The organism is Oleiphilus sp. HI0067, assembly GCF_001635735.1.
Window position 1 is genome coordinate 1 of record NZ_LWFI01000732.1, and the last position, 382, is coordinate 382.

The 382-nt window shown below is 41.9% G+C and carries 1 protein-coding gene; it reads right to left on the reverse strand.

What is annotated here, in order from left to right; translation table 11 throughout:
* Window positions 1–263, reverse strand: a 263-nt coding sequence (locus tag A3739_RS08085) for a PleD family two-component system response regulator (protein WP_068500983.1), incomplete at its 3' end; no start/stop codon positions are given.
* Between the last annotated feature and the right edge of the window lie 119 nt (window positions 264–382).

The window sequence follows — 382 nt, forward strand, 5'->3', positions numbered from 1 at the left end:
GTCTCTTGATCTTTGGTAGTAACAATCACTACTGGAATGTCAGCGGTCTCAGGTGTTCTCGTTAATTGACGAGTTGCTTGGAAACCGTTTAACCCAGGCATTACAACATCCATCAAAATAAGATCAGGACGTTCCTGACGTGCAACGGCTACGCCATCTGCGCCATTATCAGCTGTAATTACTTCGTGTTTATGCTGGTCGAGAATTGTTGAAATCTTGCGAATTTCTGTTGGTGAATCATCGACGATAAGTATACGAGCCATAGCTCTCCCTCATTTAATTCATCTTGCGATGAGAGAATTGTTAATCCTTTACTTAGCCATTTTGAGGTGCATGATTACGAATCGTACTCAGCAACTCATCCTTACTAAACGGCTTAGTT